The 15,389-nt window shown below is 66.7% G+C and carries 12 protein-coding genes (1 of these 12 cut by a window edge); 9 read left to right on the top strand and 3 right to left on the bottom strand.

Annotation, left to right across the window (positions count from 1 at the left end; all coding sequences use genetic code 11):
- The coding region (gene ubiG, locus RSO01_RS34245) for a bifunctional 2-polyprenyl-6-hydroxyphenol methylase/3-demethylubiquinol 3-O-methyltransferase UbiG (protein WP_147155079.1) at positions 1 to 754 on the bottom strand (754 nt) is incomplete at its 3' end.
- A gap of 58 nt (positions 755 to 812) precedes the next feature.
- On the opposite strand from ubiG, the gene RSO01_RS34240 reads away from it, so the two are divergent.
- The 8 genes from RSO01_RS34240 (at position 813) to RSO01_RS34205 (ending at position 11,182) form a co-directional block, all read left to right on the top strand.
- Positions 813 to 2,060, top strand: coding sequence for an aspartate kinase (locus RSO01_RS34240; protein ID WP_147155078.1), 1,248 nt, complete (start codon positions 813 to 815; stop codon positions 2,058 to 2,060).
- A gap of 307 nt (positions 2,061 to 2,367) precedes the next feature.
- On the top strand, positions 2,368 to 4,554 hold the full coding sequence (ptsP, locus tag RSO01_RS34235) for a phosphoenolpyruvate--protein phosphotransferase (protein ID WP_246159008.1): 2,187 nt from the start codon (positions 2,368 to 2,370) through the stop codon (positions 4,552 to 4,554).
- 68 nt (positions 4,555 to 4,622) lie between these two features.
- Positions 4,623 to 5,663: a helix-turn-helix domain-containing protein gene (locus RSO01_RS34230; RefSeq protein WP_147155076.1), complete on the top strand. Its 1,041-nt coding sequence runs from the start codon at positions 4,623 to 4,625 to the stop codon at positions 5,661 to 5,663.
- A 188-nt stretch (positions 5,664 to 5,851) separates the two neighbouring features.
- Complete coding sequence (gene ispG, locus RSO01_RS34225) at positions 5,852 to 6,988, top strand: flavodoxin-dependent (E)-4-hydroxy-3-methylbut-2-enyl-diphosphate synthase (RefSeq protein ID WP_147155075.1); 1,137 nt, start codon at positions 5,852 to 5,854, stop codon at positions 6,986 to 6,988.
- 57 nt (positions 6,989 to 7,045) lie between these two features.
- Entirely contained in the window at positions 7,046 to 8,278 is a 1,233-nt protein-coding gene (gene hisS / locus RSO01_RS34220; protein ID WP_246159011.1) for a histidine--tRNA ligase, read from the top strand.
- Positions 8,279 to 8,485: 207 nt separating this feature from the next.
- Complete coding sequence (gene prfA, locus RSO01_RS34215) at positions 8,486 to 9,550, top strand: peptide chain release factor 1 (protein WP_147155073.1); 1,065 nt, start codon at positions 8,486 to 8,488, stop codon at positions 9,548 to 9,550.
- Entirely contained in the window at positions 9,547 to 10,416 is an 870-nt protein-coding gene (gene prmC / locus RSO01_RS34210; RefSeq protein WP_147155072.1) for a peptide chain release factor N(5)-glutamine methyltransferase, read from the top strand. Before prfA ends, prmC begins: the two co-directional genes overlap by 4 nt.
- A gap of 178 nt (positions 10,417 to 10,594) precedes the next feature.
- Positions 10,595 to 11,182 carry a DUF4167 domain-containing protein gene (locus tag RSO01_RS34205; protein WP_147155071.1) on the top strand — a complete coding sequence of 196 codons (588 nt, stop codon included), beginning with the start codon at positions 10,595 to 10,597 and terminating at the stop codon, positions 11,180 to 11,182.
- A 144-nt stretch (positions 11,183 to 11,326) separates the two neighbouring features.
- Here RSO01_RS34205 and RSO01_RS34200 read toward each other — a convergent pair whose 3' ends face one another.
- Positions 11,327 to 11,890 carry a DUF4337 domain-containing protein gene (locus RSO01_RS34200; RefSeq protein WP_147155070.1) on the bottom strand — a complete coding sequence of 188 codons (564 nt, stop codon included), beginning with the start codon at positions 11,888 to 11,890 and terminating at the stop codon, positions 11,327 to 11,329.
- 196 nt (positions 11,891 to 12,086) lie between these two features.
- Between RSO01_RS34200 and clpB the strand changes: the two genes are divergently transcribed.
- The gene (gene clpB, locus RSO01_RS34195; protein ID WP_147155069.1) at positions 12,087 to 14,696 is read left to right on the top strand and encodes an ATP-dependent chaperone ClpB; all 2,610 of its coding nucleotides are present in this window, start codon (positions 12,087 to 12,089) and stop codon (positions 14,694 to 14,696) included.
- A gap of 89 nt (positions 14,697 to 14,785) precedes the next feature.
- On the opposite strand, the gene RSO01_RS34190 is transcribed toward clpB, so the two are convergent.
- Positions 14,786 to 15,389, bottom strand: the 3' portion of a protein-coding gene (locus RSO01_RS34190) for a peptidoglycan DD-metalloendopeptidase family protein (RefSeq protein ID WP_170303566.1). 905 nt of this gene lie beyond the right edge of the window; only the last 604 of its 1,509 coding nucleotides appear in the window; its start codon lies off the right edge, out of view; it ends in the stop codon at positions 14,786 to 14,788.

Here is a 15,389-nt window from a genome sequence, read left to right as displayed (position 1 = left end):
AGTTCCTGCCGGACTTGCTGCCATAGAGCATGTAATTCACGTCGAGGTCGCTCTTGTTCACCGACCAGGCGCGGCTGAGCGGGCTGTAGACCACGCCGACGATCTCCTGCGCCTCGATACCGCCGCCCCGTAGACCGTTCACGACTTCCGACGGCTTCAGGAATTTCTTCCAGTCGTGCGTGCCGCGCGGCAACCACCCCAAGACATACTCGGCGCCGGCGATGGCGAGTGCCCAGGCCTTGGCCGTGCGGTTGAGCGTCGACAGGAACATCAGGCCGCCCGGCTTCACCATGCGGCCGCACGATTTCAGGAACAGGTCGACGTCGGCCACGTGCTCGACGATCTCCAGCGCCAGCACGATGTCGAACTGCGCGCCCGCCTCGGCCAGCGCCTCGGCCGTGCCCTGACGATAGTCGATCGCCAGCGCCTGTCCCTCGGCATGCAGGGCGGCGACGTTGACGTTCTTCGAGGCCGCATCGACGCCCGTTACGCGCGCGCCCAATCGGGCCATCGGCTCGCTCAAGAGCCCGCCGCCGCAGCCGATATCGAGCAGCGACAGGTCCTTCAGCGGCGAGCCGGAAAGCGGATCGCGCTGCCAGTGGGCGGCGGCGCGGTCGCGGATGTAGCCGATGCGCAGCGGGTTCAGCCGGTGCAATGGGGCGAACTTGCCCGTCGGGTCCCACCATTCGGCGGCGATGCGCGAGAAGCGCTCGATCTCGGCCGGATCGACGGTGGTATGCCCGGTGGCGGTCATTGCTGCTCTTGACCCATATGGTGCCCCCGGTGTCTATACCCCGCTTTCGAGCAGGTCCATGGCGCGCATCGTTCTCAAATTCGGCGGTACTTCGGTTGGCGACACAGATCGCATCAAGAACGTCGCCAGCAAGGTCAAAGCCGAGGTCGAGCGCGGCAACGAGGTCGCGGTCGTGGTTTCGGCCATGTCCGGCGCCACCAACCAGCTCGTCAAATGGGTCAACGAGATCGCCCCGCTGCACGATGCGCGCGAGTACGACGTCGTCGTGGCGACCGGCGAGCAGGTGACGATCGGCCTTCTGGCCATGGCCCTGCAGCAGATGGGCGTGAAGTCGCGCTCGTGGATCTCCTGGCAGATCCCGATCCGCACCGACGCGGCCTACGCCAAGGCGCGCATCGTCGACATCGAGACGGTTGGCATGGCCGAAGCGATGGCCGCGGGCGAGGTGCCGATCGTGCCGGGCTTCCAGGGCCTCTCGCCGGAGGGTCGCATCACGACCTTGGGCCGCGGCGGCTCGGACACATCGGCGGTGGCGCTGGCGGCGGCGCTGAAAGCCGATCGCTGCGACATCTACACCGACGTCGACGGCGTCTACACGACCGATCCGCGGATCGTCGAGAAGGCGCGCAAGATCGATCAGGTGACCTACGAAGAGATGCTGGAGATGGCGTCCCAGGGCTCCAAGGTCCTGCAGACGCGTTCGGTCGAGTTGGCGATGAACCATCACGTGCGCGTGCAGGTTCTGTCGTCGTTCGACGCGGCGCTGGGCAGCGACCTGCCCGGCACGATGGTTGTGGACGAGGAAGAGATCATGGCCCAGGGACTCGAGAAATCCGTCGTGAGCGGCATCGCCTTCGCCAAGGACGAAGCCAAGATCACGGTGACCCGCGTGGCCGACCGGCCAGGCGTGGCCGCAGCGATCTTCGGCCCGTTGGCCGAGGCCAACGTCAATGTCGACATGATCGTGCAGAACGTGTCGCTCGACGGCAGCTCGACCGACATCACCTTCACCGTGCCGCGCGCCGATCTCGCCCGCGCCGTCGAACGCCTGCAGAAGGCCAAGACGGAGCTCAAGTTCACCGAGGTCCAGTCCGACACCAACGTCGCCAAGATCTCGGTGATCGGCGTCGGCATGCGCAGCCATGCGGGCGTGGCGTTGAAGATGTTCGAGACCCTTGCCGCCAAGGGGATAAATATCCAGGTGATCTCGACCTCCGAGATCAAGATCAGCGTCCTGGTCGCCGCCGAGTACACCGAGCTCGCGGTGCGGGCCCTTCACACAGCCTATGAGCTGGACGCCGCCTGAGGGCAGTGCCCTCATTGACAGCAGTGCTTTCGCATAAGTTTCTCTGCTGCTTATGCGAACAAGCTGGGTAGGCAGTTCGGCGCAGGTCTTGCTATAAGCACGCCATGCGCGCCGACCACGCTCATATGACCTGCCAAAACACCCGCCGCGCGGCGGTTTGGCGCGTCTGCGCGTGCATCACCGACCGTAGCTTTGTCGTCATCCGACTCAAGCATCTAGCGGTCTGACCATGGAGAGAACAACTCCCCCGGCCGGACCGCGAATGCTCCTAAAGCGGCTCCGGGACACGATGGCGCGTGCGGAGTCCATGGAGGACCCGCTGGGCGAGGTCGTGCGCCTGGTCGCCAACGAGATGGTGGCCGAGGTCTGCTCGATCTATCTGCTGCGCGCCGGCGAGGTGCTGGAACTGTTCGCCACCCAGGGCCTCAACCCCTCGGCCGTGCACCGCACGCGCCTGCGAGTCGGCGAGGGCCTGGTCGGCGACATCGCCGCCCATAACCGGCCCTTGTCGCTGGCCGACGCACAAGCCCATCCGCAATACGCCTATCGGCCGGAGACGGGCGAGGAGATCTACCATTCGCTGGCCGGCGTGCCGATCGTGCGCGCCGGGCGCGTGCTCGGCGTGCTGGTCGTGCAGAACCGCACGCGCCGCCACTACGACGAAGAAGAGATCGAGACGCTGCAGACCATCGCCATGGTGCTGGCAGAGCTGATCGCGGCCGGTCACTTCGTCAGCCCCAACGAGGTGCAGCAGGTCGACGGTCTCGGTCTGCTGCCGCTGCGCGTCGACGGCGTGCAGCTGACGCCGGGCGTGGCGATCGGGCACGCCGTGCTGCACGAGCCGCGCATCTCGATCCAGAAGGTCGTCGCCGAGGATGCCGGCCAGGAGCTGAAGCGCTTCGAGGAGGCCGCACATGGCGTGCGCGAGGATGTCGACCGCATGCTCGAAGCGCACGACATGCAGTCGGGCGAGCAGCGCGAGATCCTCGAAACCTTTCGCATGTTCGTCGACGATCGCGGCTGGCTCGAGCGCATACGCGAGGCGATCGGCTCGGGCCTGACCGCCGAGGCAGGCGTGCAGCGCTCGTTCGACGACGTGCGCGCGCGGCTCGGCCAGTCGACCGATCCCTATATCCGCGAGCGGCTGAGCGACCTGCAGGATCTCACCAACCGGGTGCTGCTGCGCCTGGCCGGCCGGGCTGTCGCCGATCCGGCGTCGCTGCCCGACGACATGATCATCATCGCCCGCGACATGGGCCCGGCCGAGCTGCTCGACTACGACCGCACGCGGCTGCGCGGCCTGGTGCTCGAGGAAGGCTCGGCGATGAGCCACGTCGCCATCGTGGCGCGCGCCCTCGACATTCCCGTCGTCGGCCGCGCGCCCGATGTGCTCTCCCGCGTCGAGCCGGGCGATTCCATCGTCGTCGATGGCGACAACGCCCAGGTGCTGGTGCGGCCGGCCGACGACATCCTGCAGACCATCCACGCCGCGATCGAGGCGCGCGACGAGCGGCGGCGCAAATACATGGCCTTGCGCGACCTGCCGTCGGCGACGCGCGATCAGGCGCGCATCTCGCTGAACATGAATGCCGGTTTATTGATCGACATGCAGCATCTCGACGAGACGGGAGCCGACGGCGTCGGCCTGTACCGAACCGAGATCCCGTTCATGGTGCGTTCGGAGTTCCCCGACGTCGATGCGCAGACCTGGCTCTACAGCCGCGTGCTCGATGTCGCCGACGGACGACCGGTAACTTTTCGCACGCTCGATGTTGGTGGTGACAAGGTGCTGCCCTATGTCGGCGCCTTCGGTGATGACAATCCTGCGATGGGGTGGCGCGCGATCCGCATCGGTCTCGATCGGCCGGCGATGCTGCGTCGTCAGTTGCGCGCCTTGATACAAGGCGCGAGTGGCCGGCCGTTGTCGGTGATGTTTCCGATGATCGCTGAGGTGAGTGAGCTCTTGAGTGCACGTCGCCTGCTCGATCTCGAACTCGAGCGCGCGAAGCGGCGTGGCCAGCCCGTGCCCGAGCGCCTGCGCGTTGGCGTTATGTTCGAAGTGCCGGCACTCGCTTGGCAGCTCGATAGCCTGCTGCCCCACGTCGACTTCATTTCGGTGGGGACGAACGACCTCCTGCAGTTCCTTTACGCCGCCGACCGTGGCAACACTCGGCTGGCCGGACGCTACGACAGCTTGTCCCCGCCGTTGCTTCGACTGCTACATTTTGTGGTGGAAAAGGTTCGGCCCGCGGGGGTCGAATTGTCGGTCTGCGGCGAGATGGCGGGCCGTCCGGTCGAGGCTCTGGCGCTGCTCGCCATCGGCGTGCGTGCGCTGTCGATGTCGCCCGGTGCGATCGGTCCAGTGAAGGCCATGATCCGTTCGCTCGATCTCAACGAGGCGACTGGTTTCATGAACGCTGCGCTTACGCAACCAGACAGACCGATGCGTGAGACTCTTCGCCTTTTTGCGGCCGATCATTCGATCGAAATTTGACGATAAGACTCCAACTGTCAGTATGCCTCTGGTAAAACTCGCGAGAGAGGGGACTAGCAGGGGACATCATGCCGGATCAGGTCGATTGGCGTGCGCTGGAACGCGAAGCCTCACCGGGTCGTGCAGTAGGTCGCTTGCTGCGCGATCAGCGTGAAGCGCGTGGCCTCGACCTTGCGACGGTCGAGAAGAGCTTGAAAATCCGTCGTGCCAATCTCGAGGCGATCGAAGAGGGTCGCTTCGACAAGCTGCCGGGTGCTGCCTACATCCCCGCCTTCCTGCGCGCCTACGCATCGCATGTCGGACTGGACCCAGAAAAGGTCATGACGGCCTATCACCTGTCCGGTCCTGTTCCTATCAAGCGCCCTGTCACCCTGCCGGCTGATTTCCCCATCGTGGAAAGAAGGGCGCCGATCGGGCTCGCCGTCCTGACCGTGCTGCTGGTCGTGGGTGTCGGCTACGCCGCCTGGCACTATCTGCCGCGTGAGCAGTCGGTGGTGGCCGAGAAGGTGCCGCCGGTGCCGGATCGCCTGCTGGCTTCCAGTCCCAACCCGGCTCCGTCGACCGACGCTCACCCGCCCGCCGCGACAACCAGCACGCCGGCCCCGGTCGTGTCGGGGCAGGGGACGCAGTCCGTTCCGCCGAGCCAGGAGGCGCGCCCCGCGCCCGGTAACCTTCCGGCCGAAGTCTGGCCGGCGCGCCGTGAAACGGCCGCCCCTCCGCCGCCTCAGCCGCCGCAGGGCACGCCCCTCGCGCCGCCGGTCGTCGCCGCCGTTCCGCCGCCACCGCCGCCGCCGGTGATGATGAACCTTCCCGGCCCGGGCCAGGCGCAGGCCGCCCAGCCGCCGGCAGGTGCCGAGCAGCCGCGCGTTGCCACGCAGCAGCCGCCGCAGCAGGCCGCGGCGCCGGCTGTCGAGGAAGCCGCGCGTCCGCCGGCGGCCGAGCCCGCCAGCGTACCGGTTCGCGCCGACACCACCGTCAGGGTGCGCGGCAACAGCTGGATCGAGCTGCGCGCGCCCAACGGCGACGTTCTGGCGCAGACCTATGTGCGGGCCGGCGAAAGCTACGTCGTGCCTGCGGGTATCGCCTATCGCATCGTCGACGCCCGATAGAGCGGATTCCGATCAAGTGGAACCGCGTTGCGGTTCCACTTGATCGGAATCGCGCGCGCGGGTGATGCTGATTTCACCGGACACATTCCGCCGGGCTGGTTCCCAGCCGGGCGGAATGTGCTTTAACGTCATATTTCGGTCTTTGACATCGGCTGGATAAGCCCGGCCGGCGCGACTACATTTGCGTCATGAGCATCAGGCCCTATCGCGACATCGTGCGCCGCAAGTCGCGGCGCATCATGGTCGGCTCCGTCCCGGTCGGCGGCGATTCGCCGATTACGGTCCAGACCATGACCAACACGCTGACCGCCGATGCCGGGGCGACCATCGACCAGATCCGCCGCTGCGAGGAGGCGGGCGTCGACATCATCCGCGTCTCCTGCCCGGACGAGGAATCGACGGCGGCCCTGCCGGCCATCGTCAAGGCCACCAAGGTGCCGATCGTGGCCGACATCCATTTCCACTATAAGCGCGCCATCGAGGCCGCCGACGCCGGCGCCGCCTGCCTGCGCATCAATCCCGGCAATATCGGCAGCGCCGACCGGGTGCGCGAGGTCGTCAAGGCGGCCCGCGACCACGGCTGCTCCATGCGCATCGGCGTCAACGCCGGGTCGCTCGAGAAGGACCTGCTGGAGAAGTACGGCGAGCCCTGCCCGGAGGCGATGGTCGAGAGCGCGCTCGATCACGCGCGCATCCTGCAGGACCACGACTTTCACGAGTTCAAGATCAGCGTGAAGGCGTCCGACGTCTTCCTCGCCGTCGCGGCTTATCAACAGCTTGCCGATGCCTGCGATTACCCACTGCATATCGGCGTCACCGAGGCGGGCGGTCTGCGCACCGGCACGGTGAAGTCGTCGATCGGCCTGGGCTCGCTCCTGTGGGCGGGCATCGGCGACACGGTGCGCGTCTCGCTGTCGGCCGAGCCCGAGGAAGAGGTGAAGGTCGGCTTCGAGCTCCTGAAGGCGCTCAACCTGCGTCACCGCGGCGTCAACATCATCTCCTGCCCGTCGTGCGCGCGGCAGCAGTACGACGTCATCCGCACCGTCGAGGCGCTGGAGAAGCGCGTCGCCCACATCACCACGCCGATGACGGTGTCGGTGATCGGCTGCGTGGTGAACGGGCCGGGCGAGGCGCGCGAGACCGACCTCGGCTTCACCGGTGGCGGCAACGGCACGCACCAGGTCTATGTCGCGGGCGTGCCGCACCACAGGCTGAAGGATGCCGACATCGTCGAGCACCTGGCCGGGCTGATCGAGAAGAAGGCGGCCGAGATCGAGGCTGCGAAGGCTGAGGAAGCCGAGCGACACCGGGCCGCCGCCGAGTAGCGCTTTCGACCCTTTCCTTCTTCGACGATCAATCCGAGGCGATTTTCCGTGAGCAAAATGCAGCCCGTGCGCGGCACGCACGACATCCTTCCCGATGACTACCGACGCTTCGCCCACGTCATCGATTCGGCGCGCGACGTGGCGCGCCTCTACGGCTATCGCGAGATGGCGACGCCGATCTTCGAGTTCACCGAGCTGTTCGCCCGCGGCATCGGCGAGACGACCGACGTCGTCTCCAAGGAGATGTACACGTTCACCGACCGCGGCAACGAATCGCTGACCTTGCGGCCGGAATACACCGCCGGCATCTGCCGTGCCTTCGTCTCCAACGGCGACCTCGCCCAGCAATTGCCGCTCAAGATCTTCGCTGCCGGGCCGATGTTCCGCTACGAGCGGCCGCAGAAGGGCCGCCAACGCCAGTTCCACCAGATCGACCTGGAGGTGCTGGGCGCGCCCGAGCCGGGCGCCGACATCGAGGTGATCTCGGTGGCGGCCGACATCCTCGATCGGCTGGGCATCCTCGACCGCTGCGTGCTGAAGCTCAATTCGTTGGGCGATCCGGAGAGCCGGCAGGTCTATCGCAAGGTGCTGGTCGAGTACTATTCGGCCCATCTCGACAAGCTTTCCGAGGATTCGAAGAGCCGCCTGCAGCGCAATCCGTTGCGCATCCTCGACAGCAAGGACGAGGGCGACAAGGCGATCAACGCCAAGGCGCCGTCCTTCGCCGACTATCTGAACCAGGCGAGCCGGGACTTCTTCGCCGCCGTGCAGGATGGCCTCACGGCGGCCGGTATCGGGTTCGAGATCGATCCCGCGCTGGTCCGCGGCCTCGACTACTACACCCACACCGCCTTCGAGTTCGTGACCAGCCACATCGGTGCCCAGGGCACGGTGCTGGGCGGCGGCCGCTATGACGGCCTGATCGCCGAGCTGGGCGGTCCGCCAACGGCCGGCATCGGCTGGGCCGGCGGCATCGAGCGCATGATGATGCTGTGCAACGACCCCGCGCCGCTGCCGCGGCCCGTCGTGATGGCACCGCTCGGTGCTGCGGCCGAGGCTAAGGCGCTGGGTCTCGCGCGCACGCTGCGCCGCCAGGGCATCTCCGTCGAGCAGGACTATCGCGGCAACATGAAACGGCGCATGCAGCGCGCCAACAAGCTCAACGCCCGCGCCGTCCTGATCATCGGCGACGACGAGCTCGCCAAGGGCGTTGCGCAGCTAAAAGACCTCGACAGCGGCGAGCAGCGCGAAGTGGCGCTGGACGCCCTGGCAGAGCTCTTGAAAGCCTGAGCTGAGGGCGCGTCACTCCAGTGGCGTGTCATCTCATGCTCTTCCGGACCGCGCGCGTCCCCGCGCGCTCATGAGGCGCGCGGTCCGAAAGATCACGAGCCGGCCGGAGGCCGGCGGTCCGGAAGACCACGACGCGCCAGCGCACCAACCTGCTCAATGCGGCCCGATTTGCGCCTTGCGGCGGTTTTGTGTAACGAGCGGCCTCCCATGTCTTTGCTGCAGAAACTCGACCAGATCACCGCCCGCTACGCCGAGCTCCAGGCCAGCCTGTCGGGCGCCGGTCTCGATTCGCAGAAGTTCGTCGCGGCCTCGAAGGAGTATTCCGATCTCGGGCCGCTGGTCGAGGCGATCGGCGAATGGCGCAAGGCCGAGCAGGAGCTGAAGGACGCCGAGGCCCTGGCCGCCGATCCCGACATGAAGGCGATGGCCGAGGAAGAGGCGGCGGCGATCAAGAAGCGGCTGCCCGAGCTCGAGCGCTCGGTGAAGCGCATGCTGCTGCCCAAGGATGCGGCCGACGAGAAGAACGCCATCCTGGAAATCCGCGCCGGCACCGGCGGCGACGAAGCGGCCCTGTTCGCGGCCGATCTGTTTCGCATGTACCAGCGCTATGCCGCCGAGCATGGCTGGCGCTTCGAGGTCATGGAGCTCTCCGACACCGGCATCGGCGGCTACAAGGAGGCGATCGCCACCGTATCGGGCCGCGGCGTGTTCGCCCGGCTGAAGTTCGAATCGGGCGTGCATCGCGTGCAACGCGTGCCGGCGACCGAGGCCCAGGGCCGCATCCACACCTCGGCTGCGACCGTGGCGGTATTGCCCGAGGCCGAGGAGTTCGACATCAAGATCGACGAGAAGGACCTGCGCATCGACGTCTTCCGCTCGTCCGGGCCGGGCGGCCAGTCGGTCAACACCACCGATTCCGCCGTGCGCATCACCCATCTGCCGACCGGCGTCGTGGTCAGTCAGCAGGACGAGAAGAGCCAGCACAAGAACCGCGCCAAGGCCATGAAGATCCTGCGCGCCCGCCTGTACGACGCCGAGCGCCAGCGCCGCGACGATGCCCGCGCCGCCGACCGCAAGGGCCAGGTAGGCAGCGGCGATCGCAGCGAACGCATCCGCACCTACAACTTCCCGCAAGGCCGCGTGTCCGACCATCGCATCAACCTCACGCTCTACAAGCTCGACGAGGTGATGGACGGCCGCGCGCTCGACGAGATCATCGACGCGCTGATCGCCGATGACGAGGCGGGGCGCCTGGCGGAGCTCGCGGCCTGACCCCAGGATCGACTTACGACAGCCTGCTGCGCGATGCGGCGGCGGCGCTGTCGGCCGCGGGCCTCGACAATGTCCGTTTCGAAGCGCGCCTGCTGCTCGCTCGCGCGGCTGGCCTGTCGGTCGAGCAGTTAGTCGCGCGCGGCAACGAGCCCGCGCCCGCCGCCGTTGCCGCCGCTTTGCGCGAACTGACGGCGCGGCGCGTCCAGCGCGAGCCCATGGCGTATATCCTGGGCGAGCGCGAATTCTGGGGCTTGCCGTTCAAGGTCTCGCCGGCGGTGCTGGTGCCGCGGCCGGACAGCGAGACGGTCATCGAGGCAGCACTGGCGTTGCTGGCCGATCGTGCGCCGCCCTGGCGGATCCTGGATCTCGGCCTGGGTTCGGGCTGCCTGTTGCTGACGCTGCTGCACGAGTTTCGCGCCGCCCGCGGCGTTGGCCTGGAAATATCGGAGGCCGCCCTCGCCGTTGCCCGGACGAACGCCGCTGCCTTGCACGTCGAGGATCGGGCGGAACTTCTGCTGGGCGATTGGCGTCAGCCGGACTGGCACGACCAGGTCGGTGGGCCGTTCGATTTGCTGGTCAGCAACCCACCCTATATCGAGGCGGGCGCCATCGCGGGCCTGATGCCGGAAGTGAGTCGCTTTGAGCCCAAGCTGGCGCTCGATGGCGGGGCGGACGGGCTTGCGGCCTATCGCGCGATCGCCGCAGAAGCCCCCCGCCTGGTCACCCCCGGCGGTCGCTTATTGCTCGAAGCGGGGGAGGGCCAAGCTCCTGAAATACATAAGATTTTCCAATCCACAGGTTTTACGCCCGAAGCGCCCTGGAAAGACCTCGGCGGCATCGACCGGGTGGTCTCCTTGAGGTATTAAATGGTTGGCAACTAAACAGAATGAGACTACGTTCATCTGAGCCCCTTGGGGGGGCTTGGCCTGGGTCAATGGGTGGCACCAGGCAATTAATCCCTCTGACAATCAGCCTGACGGCGCCCACGAAGGGCAGAGGGTTAGCAAAGAACAACACCGTCCGGCATGTAACTGGCCTTAGGTAATGAGACCAAACAATCGTCAGCGGTCGCGCGGCGGTCGCAATGGTGGCGGCGGTGGCGGTGGCCACCATCATAAGCAGCACAGCCACAACCCCAACCGTCCGCCCAATCGAAACCAGATCTTTGACTCAAGCGGGCCCGACGTCCGCGTGCGCGGCAATGCCCACCAGGTCTTCGACAAGTACCAGGCGCTGGCGCGCGAGGCGGCATCCTCGGGCGACCGCATCATGGCCGAGGCCTACTGGCAGTACGCCGACCACTACTACCGTATGATCCAGGCCTCGGGCGGCTTCGCCCAGCGCAACAATCAGGGCTGGGGCGATGGCGGCGAAGAGGGCCAGGCGCCGCAGCAGCAAGGGATGCAAGGACAAGGGGGCGGCCAGCCGCAGCAGCCCAATGGCAACGGGCACGGCCAGGGCGAGCGGTCAGGTGGCCGAGACGAACAGAACGACGAGCCCGGCCTCGGCGGCGTCGCCTTCCTGCAGAACGGACGCAATGCGCAGGGCGGCAACGATCCGGCGGCAGACGAGCAGCCCGAGGTGCCGGAATTCACGCCGGCAACCGGACGTCGCGGCGGCGGCGGCAGCTAGCGATCCCTGTCATCCCGAGCGTAGCGAGGGAACCTTCCTGCAGCTTTAAAGACCCCTTTGCTGCGGTTAGCGCGGGGTAACCCTCGCGCCGAGTGACAACCGACAAAACGCCCGGCAGTCCCACTGCCGGGCGTTTTTATTGGATCAAGGCAGATGGATCAGGTTCGGGGCGACGAACGCCACGACCGTGAAGCCGAGGCCGAGGACACCGAGGCCGCATGAGATGACGGTCAGCCAGACGACCGACGTCAGGGCCGCCGCGCCGGCCAGCACGATCGCCAGCTGAAAGGCTGCCGAGGCGTATTCGAACATGTGGTAGGCGGCCAGCGACCTGTCGCGATGCTCTTCCTTGGCCTTGGCGCGGACCATCAGCTCCTTGCGGCCTTCGCCGGTCTCCGGCTCGGTCTCGTAGCGTTGGGCGGTCTGGCGCCACCGGTCGGACTGGGCCTTCATGGCCGCTGGGATGTTTTGCGGATTGTCCTTGAACGTCGCCTCGGCCTCGTCGGCCGCGGTGCGCAGGACCGTCTGTCGAATCGTCTTGGCTTGGAAGAAATTCCACAGGTTGGACGCTTCGGCATGACTGAGCAGCGCGTTGGTTTGCGAGCTCTTGCCGCCCATCTCGGAGATCGCCAGCGAGGCGGCCAGGACGGCCACCAGGAGGGCGATTTTCTTGTTCGAAGTGTCTACATGGCCATGACCACCAGACATGAAATTCTCCCTGTTTCCTTGATCTATGTCGTGTTGGCAGTCGTGATAACCCACCACAGTTACAGAGAAAAGCCGCACGTCTGATCCGGTCTTGCAAGGTCGGGATCCCTCCCCATATCGGCATCAGGATGCCTCTGGAGAGGGTCCGCTCTTTCGCCCGCCGATGACGGGGGTGCGAATGAAAGGGTAGAGAGAAATGAATCAGGAAAAGTACACCGAGCGCATGCGCGGTTTCCTGCAGAGTGCCCAAATGCTGGCTCTGCGTGAAGGCCACCAGAGGCTCGTTCCCGACCATCTTTTGAAAGTCCTGCTCGACGATCCGGAAGGCCTCGCCGCCAACCTGATTGCGTCCGCAGGCGGCGATTCCCGCGCCGTCCATCGCGCGGTCGAAGCCAACCTCGCCAAGCAGCCCAAGGTCGAAGGCCAGGGCGCGGGCCAGATCTACATGGCGCCCGAGACGGCGCGCGTCTTCGACCAGGCCGAAGCCATCGCCGAGAAGGCAGGCGATTCCTTCGTCACCGTCGAGCGCATGCTGATGGCGCTGGCGCTCGCCAAGGGCACCGAGGCCGCCGATGCGCTGGCCAAGGGCAACGTCAAGCCGCAGGCGCTCGAGAAGGCGATCCAGGATCTGCGCAAGGGCCGCACCGCCGATTCGGCATCGGCCGAGAGCGGCTATGACGCGCTGAAGAAATATGCCCGCGACCTCACCCAGGTGGCGCGCGAGGGCAAGCTCGATCCGGTGATCGGCCGCGACGAGGAGATCCGCCGCACCATCCAGGTGCTGAGCCGGCGCACCAAGAACAATCCCGTGCTGATCGGCGAGCCTGGCGTCGGCAAGACCGCCATCGCCGAGGGCCTGGCGCTGCGCATCGTCAACGACGACGTGCCGGAGGCGCTGAAGGGCAAGAAGCTGATGGCGCTCGACCTCGGCGCCATGGTCGCCGGCGCCAAGTATCGCGGCGAGTTCGAGGAACGGCTGAAGGCCGTGCTGTCGGAGATCGCGTCGGCCGAGGGCGACATCATCGTCTTCATCGACGAGCTGCACACCCTGATCGGTGCCGGCAAGGCCGACGGCGCGATGGACGCCTCCAACATGCTGAAGCCCGCGCTGGCGCGCGGCGAGCTGCATTGCGTGGGCGCCACGACGCTCGACGAGTACCGCAAGCACATCGAGAAGGATGCGGCGCTGGCGCGCCGGTTTCAGCCGGTTTTCGTCGCCGAGCCCACGGTCGAGGACACGGTCTCGATCCTGCGCGGGCTGAAGGAGAAGTACGAGCTGCATCACGGCGTGCGCATTGCCGATGCGGCACTCGTGGCGGCCGCGACGCTCTCCAACCGCTACATCTCCGACCGGTTCCTGCCGGACAAGGCGATCGACCTCATGGACGAGGCGGCGAGCCGCATCCGCATGCAGGTCGACAGCAAGCCCGAGGCGCTCGACGAGCTCGACCGGCGCATCATCCAGCTCAAGATCGAGAAGGAGGCGCTCAAGAAGGAGAGCGACCAGGCGTCGCGCGACCGGCTGGAGCGGCTGGAGAAGGAGCTGTCGGGTCTCGAGGAGAAGTCGGCCGAGCTCACCGCTCAGTGGAAGTCGGCCAAGGACAAGCTCGCCGATTCGCAGAAGATCAAGGAGCAGATCGACAAGGCGCGCTCGGAGCTCGAGATCGCACAACGCAAGGGCGAGCTGGCCAGAGCGGGCGAGCTGGCCTACGGCGTGATCCCCGACCTCGAGAAGAAGCTCAAGGAGGCCGAGAACCACGAGGTTCAGGGCGGCAAGGGCGTCAAGGAAGAGGTCACGCCCGAGGACATCGCTGCGGTTGTGTCGCGCTGGACCGGCGTGCCGGTCGACAAGATGCTGGAAGGCGAGCGCGGCAAGCTGTTGCGCATGGAAGACCAGATCCGCAAGCGCGTGGTCGGCCAGGACGAGGCCGTGCGTGCGGTGGCCGACGCGGTGCGCCGCGCCCGTGCCGGCCTGCAGGATCCCAACCGGCCGATCGGCTCGTTCCTGTTCCTCGGCCCGACCGGCGTCGGCAAGACCGAGCTCACCAAGGCGATCGCCGAGTTCCTGTTCGACGACGACCAGGCGATGGTGCGCATCGACATGAGCGAGTTCATGGAGAAGCACTCCGTCAGCCGCCTGATCGGCGCGCCTCCAGGCTATGTCGGCTATGACGAGGGCGGCGTGCTGACCGAAGCGGTGCGGCGCCGGCCCTACCAGGTGATCCTGTTCGACGAGGTCGAGAAGGCGCATCCCGACGTGTTCAACGTGCTGCTGCAGGTATTGGACGACGGTCGCCTGACCGACGGCCAGGGCCGCACGGTCGACTTCAAGAACACGCTGATCGTGCTGACCTCGAACCTCGGCAGCTCGCATCTCGCGGCGCTGGCCGATGGCCAGTCGGCCGAGACGGTGCGCGAGCAGGTGATGGAGGAGGTGCGCCGCGCCTTCCGGCCGGAGTTCCTGAACCGCCTCGACGAGATCCTGCTGTTCAACCGGCTGAGCCGGGCACACATGACGGACATCGTCGACATCCAGCTCGGCCGCCTGCGCAAGCTCTTGGCCGATCGCAAGATCGACCTGGAGTTCGACAGCAAGGCGATGCAGTGGCTGGCCAACCGCGGCTACGATCCGGTCTACGGCGCGCGTCCGCTGAAGCGGGTGATCCAGCGCAGCCTGCAGAATCCGCTGGCGACTCAGATCCTCGAGGGCCGGATCAAGGACGGCGATACCGTCAAGGTGTCGGTCGAGAACGGCGAGCTCAGCGTCGGCGGCCAGCGCGTGATGAGCGAGGCGGCCGACGACTAAGGGTTGTTACTTGAAAAGCGAAAGGGCGCGACGAGAGTCGCGCCCTTTTCTTTGCCGGGAGCGCGGACCGGAGGTCCGCGCTCCCATGATCAATCCCCCTTCGCGACCTGCGGCGAGTCCTTGTCCTTCGCCTTCTTGGTACCCGCCACGACCGGCGCGTTCTTGAGCTGCGCCAAGTACTGCTTGGCCAGCGCCTGGAAGCGCCCGGCATCCTTGCCGGCAACCTGGGCGCGCATCGCGAATTTCTGAGCCAGCGGATTGACCTGCTTGCCGCCGCGATGGAACTCGTAGTGCAGGTGCGGTCCCGTCGACATGCCGGTCGAGCCGACGAAGCCGATCACCTGTCCCTGGCGCACGGCGACGCCCGGCTTGATGCCGGGACCGAGCCGCGACATGTGCCCGTAGGCCGTGCCGACGTCGCTGGTGTGCTGCAGCTTGACGTAGAGTCCGTAGCCACCGTTCGGTCCCGCCATCACCACCTTGCCCGCGCCGGCGGCGAGGATCGGCGTCCCCGATGGTGCGGCGAAATCCACGCCGGCATGCAACGCGCTGTAGCCCAGGATCGGATGTTCGCGCATGCCGAAGCGCGACGAGATCTTCGACGCATCCATCGGCGTGCGCAGGAAGGCGCGCACGACGCTCTCGCCGTTGGGATTGTAGAAGCCGTCGGCGCCGCCTTGCGGGCGGTAGCGC

Source organism: Reyranella soli (genome assembly GCF_007992495.1).
GTDB lineage: Bacteria > Pseudomonadota > Alphaproteobacteria > Reyranellales > Reyranellaceae > Reyranella > Reyranella soli.
This window is presented reverse-complemented; position numbering and strand designations above follow the sequence as displayed.

Bases quoted from the DNA above. Each gene is read 5' to 3' on its own strand.
- hisS (WP_246159011.1), top strand. From the start codon at position 7,046: ATGCAGCCCGTGCGCGGCACGCACGACATCCTTCCCGATGACTACCGA.
- ispG (WP_147155075.1), top strand. From the start codon at position 5,852: ATGAGCATCAGGCCCTATCGCGACATCGTGCGCCGCAAGTCGCGGCGC.
- prfA (WP_147155073.1), top strand. From the start codon at position 8,486: ATGTCTTTGCTGCAGAAACTCGACCAGATCACCGCCCGCTACGCCGAG.
- RSO01_RS34205 (WP_147155071.1), top strand. From the start codon at position 10,595: ATGAGACCAAACAATCGTCAGCGGTCGCGCGGCGGTCGCAATGGTGGC.
- clpB (WP_147155069.1), top strand. From the start codon at position 12,087: ATGAATCAGGAAAAGTACACCGAGCGCATGCGCGGTTTCCTGCAGAGT.
- RSO01_RS34240 (WP_147155078.1), top strand. From the start codon at position 813: ATGGCGCGCATCGTTCTCAAATTCGGCGGTACTTCGGTTGGCGACACA.
- ptsP (WP_246159008.1), top strand. From the start codon at position 2,368: ATGGAGGACCCGCTGGGCGAGGTCGTGCGCCTGGTCGCCAACGAGATG.
- RSO01_RS34230 (WP_147155076.1), top strand. From the start codon at position 4,623: ATGCCGGATCAGGTCGATTGGCGTGCGCTGGAACGCGAAGCCTCACCG.
- RSO01_RS34200 (WP_147155070.1), bottom strand. From the start codon at position 11,890: ATGTCTGGTGGTCATGGCCATGTAGACACTTCGAACAAGAAAATCGCC.